Source organism: Amycolatopsis sp. cmx-8-4, assembly GCF_046548675.1.
Classification (GTDB): domain Bacteria; phylum Actinomycetota; class Actinomycetes; order Mycobacteriales; family Pseudonocardiaceae; genus Amycolatopsis.
In genome coordinates this window covers 357881-367094 of the sequence record NZ_JAEBDZ010000004.1, presented here as the reverse complement: position 1 = coordinate 367094, position 9214 = coordinate 357881, and the positions used below count along the sequence as shown (strand labels likewise).

12 protein-coding genes are annotated in these 9214 nt (G+C 73.1%); 6 read left to right on the top strand and 6 right to left on the bottom strand.

Annotation, left to right across the window (positions count from 1 at the left end; genetic code table 11):
- Window positions 1-13 precede the first annotated feature (13 nt).
- The 4 genes from ACLJQZ_RS10790 to ACLJQZ_RS10775 all read right to left on the bottom strand — a co-directional run bounded on the left by ACLJQZ_RS10790 (window position 14) and on the right by ACLJQZ_RS10775 (window position 2973).
- A complete protein-coding gene (locus tag ACLJQZ_RS10790; RefSeq protein WP_328451521.1) occupies window positions 14-202 on the bottom strand; it encodes a hypothetical protein in 189 nt (62 codons plus the stop codon).
- Entirely contained in the window at window positions 199-621 is a 423-nt protein-coding gene (locus ACLJQZ_RS10785) for a hypothetical protein (protein ID WP_326959751.1), read from the bottom strand. The genes ACLJQZ_RS10790 and ACLJQZ_RS10785 overlap by 4 nt, the downstream gene beginning before the upstream one ends.
- Before the next feature lie 83 nt (window positions 622-704).
- Window positions 705-2432 carry a CocE/NonD family hydrolase gene (locus ACLJQZ_RS10780; protein ID WP_410619860.1) on the bottom strand — a complete coding sequence of 576 codons (1728 nt, stop codon included), beginning with the start codon at window positions 2430-2432 and terminating at the stop codon, window positions 705-707.
- A 10-nt stretch (window positions 2433-2442) separates the two neighbouring features.
- Window positions 2443-2973, bottom strand: a complete 531-nt coding sequence (locus ACLJQZ_RS10775; RefSeq protein WP_410619859.1) for a TetR/AcrR family transcriptional regulator — start codon at window positions 2971-2973, stop codon at window positions 2443-2445.
- A 23-nt stretch (window positions 2974-2996) separates the two neighbouring features.
- Here ACLJQZ_RS10775 and ACLJQZ_RS10770 point away from each other — a divergent pair, with 23 nt between their 5' ends.
- From ACLJQZ_RS10770 to ACLJQZ_RS10755, 4 genes are all read left to right on the top strand, one after another.
- On the top strand, window positions 2997-3440 hold the full coding sequence (locus ACLJQZ_RS10770) for an SRPBCC family protein (RefSeq protein ID WP_410619858.1): 444 nt from the start codon (window positions 2997-2999) through the stop codon (window positions 3438-3440).
- 165 nt (window positions 3441-3605) lie between these two features.
- Window positions 3606-4181, top strand: a complete 576-nt coding sequence (locus tag ACLJQZ_RS10765) for a TetR/AcrR family transcriptional regulator (protein ID WP_326951604.1) — start codon at window positions 3606-3608, stop codon at window positions 4179-4181.
- 40 nt (window positions 4182-4221) lie between these two features.
- Window positions 4222-4593, top strand: a complete 372-nt coding sequence (locus tag ACLJQZ_RS10760) for a helix-turn-helix domain-containing protein (RefSeq protein ID WP_326943088.1) — start codon at window positions 4222-4224, stop codon at window positions 4591-4593.
- Between the two features lie 36 nt (window positions 4594-4629).
- On the top strand, window positions 4630-5034 hold the full coding sequence (locus ACLJQZ_RS10755) for a hypothetical protein (protein WP_410619857.1): 405 nt from the start codon (window positions 4630-4632) through the stop codon (window positions 5032-5034).
- 4 nt (window positions 5035-5038) lie between these two features.
- Here ACLJQZ_RS10755 and ACLJQZ_RS10750 read toward each other — a convergent pair whose 3' ends face one another.
- Together ACLJQZ_RS10750 and ACLJQZ_RS10745 are read right to left on the bottom strand one after the other, a co-directional pair.
- Window positions 5039-5689 carry a response regulator gene (locus ACLJQZ_RS10750; protein WP_410619856.1) on the bottom strand — a complete coding sequence of 217 codons (651 nt, stop codon included), beginning with the start codon at window positions 5687-5689 and terminating at the stop codon, window positions 5039-5041.
- On the bottom strand, window positions 5664-6899 hold the full coding sequence (locus tag ACLJQZ_RS10745) for a sensor histidine kinase (RefSeq protein WP_410619855.1): 1236 nt from the start codon (window positions 6897-6899) through the stop codon (window positions 5664-5666). The genes ACLJQZ_RS10750 and ACLJQZ_RS10745 overlap by 26 nt, the downstream gene beginning before the upstream one ends.
- 165 nt (window positions 6900-7064) lie before the next feature.
- On the opposite strand from ACLJQZ_RS10745, the gene ACLJQZ_RS10740 reads away from it, so the two are divergent.
- Window positions 7065-8519: an ArnT family glycosyltransferase gene (locus ACLJQZ_RS10740; RefSeq protein WP_410619854.1), complete on the top strand. Its 1455-nt coding sequence runs from the start codon at window positions 7065-7067 to the stop codon at window positions 8517-8519.
- 9 nt (window positions 8520-8528) lie between these two features.
- Window positions 8529-9194 carry a GOLPH3/VPS74 family protein gene (locus ACLJQZ_RS10735; protein ID WP_410619853.1) on the top strand — a complete coding sequence of 222 codons (666 nt, stop codon included), beginning with the start codon at window positions 8529-8531 and terminating at the stop codon, window positions 9192-9194.
- Window positions 9195-9214: the final 20 nt, after the last annotated feature.

Genomic DNA, 9214 nt, shown 5'->3' with positions numbered 1-9214 from the left:
AGACGCTAGCCGGTCACGGGGAGCCGTCGTCGTTCATGTCGGACTCGACGCCGTTGAGCGTCGATTCGATGCCGCTCAGTTCCGACGACGCCGGGGAGGTGCCGGGGTCCGGCGAGCCCATCAGGTTGTCGCGGCAGGCCGAGCAGCCGAGCGTGATGAGCGCGGCCGCCCCGACCGCGGCCGCGATCCTCGCCGCCCTCACTTGGTCGGTGCCGGGGCGGCCGGCTTGCAGTGGGCGGACGCGAAGGCGTCGAGCTTCTGCTTCGCGGTGGTCAGTTCGCCGACCTTGCCCTGCCGCTTGGTGGCGCGCTCGTCGAGCTTGGTGGCGCGGTCGTTGTGCCCGGCCGTGCGCTGGTCCTGGGCGCGGGCCTTGAGGTTGGCGACCGAGCCGGCGACCTCGGCGCCGCCGTTGATCCGCTTCTCCAGGTTGTCGGCCCGCTTCTGCAGCTTCGGCACCCAGTCGCCGCAGACCTGCTGCGACTCCTCGGGGCTGAGCGTGATCGGCGCGACCGGCGCCGGGGACGTCGTCTGGGCCGAGGCCAGCGGCGCCAGCGCCAGCAAGCAGGCCGCGCTCCCGGCGCCCGCCAGTGCCAGCCGCCGCGTCCAGATGGGTCCTCGCATGGTGTCTCCCTCAGTACAGGTTTCCGGGTACGTTTCCGGGTACGAGGAGAACTCTGGCGGGCCGGTGTTCGGGCGGCGTGCGCCTAATGTTCGGGCTGTGTAAGGCCCAGGGTGATCGACGTCCGCGCGAGGTCGAACGTCAGCGTGTCGCCCAGCACCGGCAGCGCCGGGTCGAACAGCTGCCCGTCGGTGCCGCCGAGCAGCAGGCCGAGCCGGTGCCCGGCCGGGACGACGTGGTCGAGGCTGCTCAGCGTGAACGTCATCGGGTACGCCCGCCCCGGCACGAGCGGCTCGCCGTGGCGCAGCGACGCGTGGTGCCCGAGGTCGGCCCAGCCCGCGGCGACGATCTGGTGGTCGGCGTGGACCAGGTCGGTGGCGGTGTCCAGGAAGCACGCGCTGTCACCGGGCCGGCTCACGCCCCAGCACGACCGGGTGGTCAGGGTCTTGATCCCGCTGCCGTAGTTCGCGGTGTTCCGCGCGTCGGCCGGGCCGTAGTCGACGAGCGCGACGCCGAGCCGCGCGGCGAGCTTGTCGGACGACGCGGTGATCGTCACCGACGGCGTCCCGGCCAGGCGCACCGCCGAGGTCAGGGGAGCGCCGGTGAACCGCGCGGCCGACGTCCCGGCCGCCCACTGCTCGCGGCCGACCGCCGGGTCGTCGACGACGGTGGCCGTGCCGGAACCACGCCGGCCGAGCGTGCCGTCGGCCGCCGGCCGGAACGTCGTGGCGGCGGTCGCGGGCGGCCAGGCCCGGACGTCCGTCCACCGGTCCGGCGTGGTTTCCAGGTGCACGGCGGGCTCGTGCTCGACGCCGTTGCGGACGCCCCGCAGCCAGCGGTCGAACCAGCGGCCCAGCGTGTCCACCCACCGCGCCCGCTGCAGGTCGAACGGGTCGACGTGGCCGGCCTGGCTCAGCCACGCCTTGCGCGGCACCCCGGCCCGGCCGAGCGCGGCCCAGTAGGCGGCGAACTGGTCCGGGCCGACGACGCTGTCCCCGAAGCCCTGCGCGATGAGCACGCTCGCGCGCACCCGCCCGGCCTGCGGGACGTAGTTCACGCTCTGCCAATAGCCGTTGTAGTCACCGTCCGTGCCCATGCGCGCCTTGACGTCCGCCTCGAACGGCTGACACAACCGCGCCGCGCGGTCGTTGTAGGTGAAGGCCGACCCGGTGTTGTCCGGCGTCGCCAAGGGCGCGCCGTTCGCGACGAGCTGGGCGTAGTTGTCGGCGACGCCTTCGATCGGCACGATCGTCTTCAGCCCGGGGATCCCGGACGCGGCCATGCCGATCGCCGTGGCGCCGTCCTGGGACTTGCCGATCGCGCCGACGTCCCCGGTGGCCCAGCCCGCCGTCACCGGCCGGCCGCCGTCGGGCGCGTCGAAGGCCTTCGCCCGGCCGTTGAGCCAGTTCACGACGGCGTTGCCGTCGGCGACGTCGTCGAAGCAGCCGGACGAGCGGTTCGTGCCGCCGACGTCGGCCAGCACCACCGCGTACCCGCGCGGCACGAAGTAGTTGTCGAGAAACAGCGGGAACTGCTCGGGGGTGCCGTCCGGCGCAAACGTTTTCTTCTGGGACTCGTTGCCGCGGCCGCAGCACGCGAAGTACGGGCTGACGTCGAGGATCACCGGGACGCGTCCGCGCCCGGCGGGCCGGACGACGTCGGCGGCGACGCGGTCGGGCCTGCCGTCGTGGTCGAGGTCGGCGCCGGTTTCGACCCACGCCGTCGCGCGGACCGGGCCGGTTTCGGCCGCCGCCGCGGGCGCGAGGACCGCCGTCGTGACCAGCGCGAGCAGGAACCCCAGTGTCAGCCGCATGACGCCAGTATCACTTCTGGTACGCCGCCAGGAAAAGCTCCATCGCGGCGTCGACGGCTTCGCGGTCGCCGGTCGTGACGAGGTCCAGCAGCAGGCCGCGGGTGACGGCGAGGCCGAGCCGGGCGTGCGCCGGCCGGTCGGCCTCGGGGACGCCGTACTGCGCGAGCAGGGCCTCGATCGGGCCGAGCCAGTCCTCGACCACGCCGTCCAGGAACCCGGTCGTGCCCGGGGTGCCGCCGAGGGCCTGGCCGTAGAGCTGGAAGAAGAGCTTTTCGTTGGCGCGCAGGTCCTCGTCGGTCAGCCGCCGCCAGAACTCGCGGCCCTCGCCGACGTCGGCCAGGGCCGCGCGCTGCCGGGCCTCGACCTCGCGCGCGACCGCCGTGAGCAGGCCTTCCTTCGAGCCGAAGTGGTAGATGAGCATGCGGTGGCTGGTGCCGAGGCCGGCGGCCAGGGCGCGCAGGCTCTTGCTCGCGCCGCCGTGGTGGGCGATGTGGTCGATCGCCGCGTCCAGCAGCTTGGCACGCGGGCTTGTGTCGATCATGTACCAGATGGTACACGTACCAAATGGTACAGAGCATTTCCGTCCGCGGCCGGACGTCCGCGCCGGCCGGCACCGTCTACGCCCTCCTCCGCGACGGCGCGAGCTGGCCGACATGGTCGCCACTGGAGTCGTTCGAGCTGGTCAGCGAGGGGCAAGGGGAGCCGGAAGGGCTCGGCGCGGTCCGGCTGTTCCGCACCGGCCGCACCCGCTCGTACGAGCGGATCGTCGCGCTGGAGCCCGGCCGCCGGTTCGGCTACGCGCTGGAGCACGGCCTGCCGCTGCGGGACTACGTCGCCTACGTCGACCTTTCGCCGGCCGACGGCGGCACCGAGGTCCACTGGCATTCGACGTTCACCGTGAAGATCCCCGGCACCGGCTGGTTCTACCGGCGGATCCTGGGCGTGTTCATCAAGCGGGTCGTCGCCGGGCTGGTTGCCGCGACCGAGGCGCGAGTCGCCCCGAGCTGAGCTGTCTGTTACTGATCCGACCACAGCCACGGCCGAATGACTTGGTGGCAACGGTCACCTGCCGCGCGGGGGGCGGCCTGCTTTTGGCCGGATCAGTAAGGTGGGCATATGTCAGCGCCACGACGGGGATCGACCGGCCGCACCCAGGAGGAGCGCAGCGCGGCGATGCGCGTCCGGCTGCTCGACGCGACGATCGACTGCCTGGTCGAGTACGGCTACGCGGGCACGACGACCACCCGCGTCGCCGACCGCGCCGGCGTCACGCGCGGCGCGCAGGTGCACCACTTCCCGACGAAGGCCGACCTGGTCACCTCGGCGATCCGGCACCTGGCGGCGAAACGCACCGAGGTCGCGATGGCCGAACTGGACCGGCTGCGCGCGTCCACCGACCCGGTCGGCGACGCGCTGCAGCTGATGTGGGAGATGCACCAGGGGCCGGTGTTCTCGGCGACGGTGGAGCTGTGGGTCGCGTCGCGGACCGACGCCGAGCTGCGCCGCCAGATGGCCGTGGTCGAGCCGATCGCGACGTCCAGCCTGGTCGAGTTCGGCAAGGCCCTGCTCCCGGAGCACGCGGGGCACCACGAGTTCCTGCACGCGGTGTACACCGCGATGGACGTCGTCCGCGGCATCCTCATCGCCAGCTGGGCCACTCGCGACCAGGGCGAGCTGGACGCGCGCTGGGAGCGCGGGCGCCGCCACCTGCGGATCCTCTTCGCCACGTTGATGGCTCCCACCGCCTGAAACGCGTGTTACTCTCTTTGGGAAAGTGAGGAGACGCGCTGTGCACCCGGACCCGTACGACCGCGACTGCCCGACCCGCCAGCTGCTCGACCGCATCGGCGACCAGTGGACGGTCCTCATCGTCGGCGCGCTCACCGACGGCCCGCTGCGGTTCACCGAGATCGCCCGCCGCGTGGACGGCATCTCGCAGAAGGTCCTGACGCAGACCCTGCGCAGCCTGGTCCGCGACGGCATCCTCACCCGCACGGCGTACGCGGTCATCCCGCCGAAGGTCGAGTACGAGCTGACGTCGTTGGGGCGCAACCTTTCCGAGCCGCTGGAGATGCTGGACCGGTGGGCCCGCCGGCACATGACGTCGGTCCAGGACGCCCGCGACGCCTACGACGCGGAGCACACACCCGCGTCCGCGTGACGCTGGCTTCAGGAGTGCCAGGCTAGGATTCTCACTATGTCGGTTCCGGTGCTGGAAGCCCATATGCTGCAAGCAGCTGTGATCCAGGAAGCCTACGCGACCATGGAGTGGGAGTCATTGATCCACGACCTGGCCGCGCGAGGTGTGCCGCAGCGGAAGATTGCTCTTTGCGCGAAAGTCAGTCAGGCGAAGGTGAGCCGACTGGTTGCCTTCAAAGACCGGCCTCCGATCGGAGTCGCCTTCAACACGGAGGAAGGCGGCTTGGAAGAGCTGAGCAAGGCCGCTGCCGCCCGGGCGGAATGGAAGTCGCGACGCGATTCGCTGACCTGCTCGTTGGTCGCCGACGGCATGTCGCAGCGCGAGGTCGCTCCCTACGCCCGGCTGAACCAGGCAACGGTGAGTCGCTGGGTCGCCAAGCGCGCGGCAAGCGAATTGAACTAGCGCTTCAGCGGGCGACCAGACCCGCTTCGTGGGCCAGCAGGCCCGCCTGGGTCCGGTTCGTGCAGTCCAGCTTCACGAGCATCCGTGACACGTAGCTCTTCACCGTCGCCTCGGCGAGGTGCAGCCGGGCCGCGATGTCCGCATTGGACAGTCCCTCGCCCAGGCACGCCAAGACATCCCGCTCCCGGTCCGTGAGACCGGACGTCCGGCGGCGGGCGTCGTCGCCGCGCTCGCGGCTGTCCGAGGACAGCGCCACCAGGCGGCGGGCCGCCGACGGCGAGAGCACCGTGTGGCCGTCCGCCGCGACGCGGACCAGGCCGATCAGGTCCTCCGGCGGCGTCGACTTGACCAGGAAGCCCGCCGCGCCCGCGCGCAGCGCGCGGATCACGTACGTGTCCGCGTCGAACGTCGTCAGCGCGACCACCGCCGGCGGGTCGGGGAGCGCCGCGATCCGGGCGATCGCCGTCAGGCCGTCGACGCCCGGCATGCGCAGGTCCATCAGCACGACCCGCGGCCGGTGCCGGACCACGGCCTCGACGGCCTCGGCGCCGTCGGCGGCCTGGGCCACGACGTCGATGTCGTCGGCCGAACCGAGGATCGTGCGCAGGTGCGCGCACACCATCGGCTCGTCATCGACCACGAGCACCGGGATCACGCTGCGTGCCTTCCGCCGTCGGGACGTAAGCGGGCAGTATCGCACCGACCCGGAACCCGCCGCCGCGCACCGGGCCCGCGTCGAACCGCCCGCCGACGAGTTCGACGCGCTGCCGCAGCCCGGCCAGGCCGGCCCCGGAGCCGCTGGCCGCCAGGGCCGGATCGGGCCGCTGCCCGGCCGCGGTGCTGGCGACCGAGACGTCCAGGCCGCCCGGGTGGTAGCGCAGCGAAACCGTCACCGACGCGCCCGGCGCGTGCTTGCGGACGTTCGTCAGCGCCTCCTGCACCAGCCGGTACGCGGTCCGCGCGACGGTCGGCGACACCTGCGCCGGGTCGCCGTCCACCGCGAGCTCGGTCTTGATGCCGACCGAGCGGGACTCCTCGACCAGCAGGGCCGGGTCGCCCGGCTGCTCCGGACTGAGCGTCCGCGGGCTCAGCTCGGTGCCGTTGCGCAGCACACCGACGAGGTCGCGCAGCTCGTCCAGCGCGAAGACGCCTTCGCGGCGGATGTCCTCGGCCGCCGCCCGCACCGGCTCCTCGTGCGACGTCACGCCGAGCGCCCCCGCGTGCAGCACCATCAGGCTGAGCCGGTGCGTGACGACGTCGTGCATCTCGCCCGCCAGCCGCCGCCGTTCCTCCGCGCGCGCCCGCTCGGCGAGCAGGTGCTGCTCGCGCTCGGCGCGTTCCGCGCGGTCCCGCAGCGATCGCAGCAGCTGGCGCCGCGCCTCGCCGTACAGCCCGAGCATCGCCGGCAGCGTGGTGCTGAGCAACGCGAACGGCGTGGTGCTCCAGCTCGGCACCCACGGCCGCGCGGCGATCAGCGTGAGGATCCCGGCCAGCCAGAGGACGGTCCGCCGGTCCAGCAGCCGCGGCAGCTGCGACAGCAGGACCGGGCTGATCGTCGGCACCGTCGTCAGGGCGAGCTGGCGCACCGGCACGAGCAGACCGGGGGTGAACAGGTCCGACGCCAGCATCAGGCCCGCCGCCGCGACGACGAACCAGGCGACCTGCCGCGGGAACCGGAACAGCAGCACCAGGGAGAAGTCGCAGACCAGCTGCAGCGCCAGCCCGGCCGCCGGGCCGAGCGGCCCGGTCGTGGCCTCGCCCAGCGCGTAGAGCAGGACGTTCAGGCCCGCGAACGCGAACGCCGCCAGGAACAGCCAGAAGACGTCGGCGCGGCTCGGCCACCACGGCCGCCTGGTGCTGGTCACGCGGCCACGGTAACCGCTCGCGGAGGCCGCCGCGCCGGATGCGCAACCAAAGTTGCGCACCGGTCCGCGGGCCGCAACTTTCGTCGCCGTGATCACCTTCCTTGCCCCGTTCCGGCGGGGGCCCCGATCCGGTGGAGTGGGCGAACCACAGCGAGGGAGGCAACCGTGGTGACTGTCCAAACGCGACCGCCGGCGACGACCGTGGCGTTCGCCCGCGGCCCGGTGCTGGCGATCGCCGGCCTCGCCGGGCTCGCGCTGCTGCTGACCAGCGGGCGCTACGCCGGCGGGTTCGACGAGCTCTACTTCCTGGTGGCTGGTCGAAATCACCTGAGCTGGGGGTATTTCGACCAGCCACCCCTCATCCCGGCGCTGGCCGCGGCGATGGACTGGATCGCGCCGGACTCGCTCGTCGTGCTGCGGCTGCCGATGACCCTGGCCGCGGCCGCGGGGGTGCTCGTCACGGCGCTGATCGCGCGTGAGTTCGGTGGCGGCCGGGGCGCGCAGGCGATGGCGGCGGCGTGCTACGCGACGTCCGGCATCGTGATCGTCAGCCACTGGATCGGGACCTACGTGCTGGACCCGTTCCTGTGGACGGTCGTCGCCTGGCTGCTCGTCCGCTGGACCCGCACCCGCCGCGACGGCCTGCTCGTCTGGGCCGGCGTCGTGACGGCGGTGTCGCTGGAGACGAAGTTCCTGATTCCGGCCCTGTGGGCGGCGGTGCTGCTCGCCGCGCTGGTGGTCGGGCCGAGGGACCTGCCCCGGCGCCCGAAGCTCTGGCTGGGCGCGGCGATCGCCGCCGTGGTCACGGTGCCGACGTTGATCTGGCAGGCCGCGCACGGCTGGCCCTACACCCACATGAGTGAAGTCGTCGCCGCGGAGTTCCCGGGCTACGGCCCGTGGGTGCGCGACGGGCTGCTCGGCGCCGGGATCGGCGTCGGCGTGGTGGCCCTGCTTTACGGCGTCTGGCGGCTGTTGCGGTCGGCGGAGCTGCGGCCGTACCGCTACCTCGGCGTCGCCCTGATCCTCGTGGCGCTGGCCGTGGTCGCGACGCAGGGGCGGTCCTACTACCTGATGGGCTGCTACGCCGTGCCGTTCGCGGCCGCCGCGACCGACCTGACCCGGCGGAACCTGGTGCGCTGGTGGAAGGTCGTGGCGTGGCCGGTGTTCGTGCTCTCGGCCGTCGTCACGCTCGTCGCGCTGCCGGTGTGGCCGGCCTCGGCGCGGACGTCGGTCGGGCCGTTCTCCCTCGGCAGCTCGTTCGCGCAGGGGGAGCTGCCGCAGCAGGAGCTGGCGAAGCTGATCGGGCAGACGTACGCCGCGCTGCCGCCGGCGACCCGGGCCCGGACGGCGGTGTACGCCGAGATCTACCCGTTCGCGGCGGTGACCGAGTTCTACGGGGCGCCGTACGGCATCCACACCGTCTACAGTGGACACCGGGCGTACTGGTACTTCGGGCCGCCGCCGGAGTCGGCCGACACGGTGCTGTTCGCCGGGTTCGACCCGGGGCTGCTGCGGCCCCACTTCGCGCACGAGACCCAGGTGGTCGACGGGCTGCTGTGGCGCTACGACGGCCGGAACGCGCCGTGGTCGCGGATCTGGCCCCAGCTGAACCGGCAGTGAGAGGAAATGATGAGCACTTTGTCCTTGCCCGCCCAGGCTTACCTGCTCGCGTGTGACACCGGCCGCGACCGGCTGCCGCGCCGTCAGGGGGTCGCGCTACTGGTGCGCGCGGCGGCGCTGACGGACCTGGTCCTGCGCGGGCTGGTCGTCGACGGCGACGGGCGGCCCGTGGTCACCGGCGCGGCCGGCACCGGCCACCTCGTGCTCGACGACCTGCTGGGCGACCTCGCCACGGACCCGCACCGCAAGTGGCGCGGCTGGGTCCGCCGCGACGCCCGGGCCACGCTCCAGTCCCTGGAGGCCCAGCTCGACGCGGCGGGCACGATCACGCTGAAGACGTCGCACGTGCTGGGGTTGTTCCCGCGCCGCCGCCCGGTGGTCCGCGACCGCGCGGAAGCGGCCCGGCTGCACGAGGTCGTGGCGGCCGCCCTGCGGGGCCGCGAACCGGCGTCCCGGGTCGACCCGGGCGCCGCGGCGCTGACGTCGCTGGCCGCGGCGGTGGAGCTGCGCACGGTCGTCTCGCGCCGCGACGCCCGCCACCACAAGGCCCGGCTCGCGGAACTGGAGGAGCGCGCGGGAGCGGCGGTCCCCGCGCTGCGCAAGGTGGTCCGCGAGCTGAAGGCGGCCCGCGCCGCGGCGATCTCGGCGGCCGCCTCGTCCGGCAGCAGCGGCTGACGCCGTGTCGACCCCCTGAT

Bases quoted from the DNA above. Each gene is read 5' to 3' on its own strand.
- ACLJQZ_RS10785 (WP_326959751.1), bottom strand. From the start codon at position 621: ATGCGAGGACCCATCTGGACGCGGCGGCTGGCACTGGCGGGCGCCGGG.
- ACLJQZ_RS10780 (WP_410619860.1), bottom strand. From the start codon at position 2,432: ATGCGGCTGACACTGGGGTTCCTGCTCGCGCTGGTCACGACGGCGGTC.
- ACLJQZ_RS10775 (WP_410619859.1), bottom strand. From the start codon at position 2,973: ATGATCGACACAAGCCCGCGTGCCAAGCTGCTGGACGCGGCGATCGAC.
- ACLJQZ_RS10770 (WP_410619858.1), top strand. From the start codon at position 2,997: ATGGTACAGAGCATTTCCGTCCGCGGCCGGACGTCCGCGCCGGCCGGC.
- ACLJQZ_RS10765 (WP_326951604.1), top strand. From the start codon at position 3,606: ATGCGCGTCCGGCTGCTCGACGCGACGATCGACTGCCTGGTCGAGTAC.
- ACLJQZ_RS10755 (WP_410619857.1), top strand. From the start codon at position 4,630: ATGTCGGTTCCGGTGCTGGAAGCCCATATGCTGCAAGCAGCTGTGATC.
- ACLJQZ_RS10735 (WP_410619853.1), top strand. From the start codon at position 8,529: ATGAGCACTTTGTCCTTGCCCGCCCAGGCTTACCTGCTCGCGTGTGAC.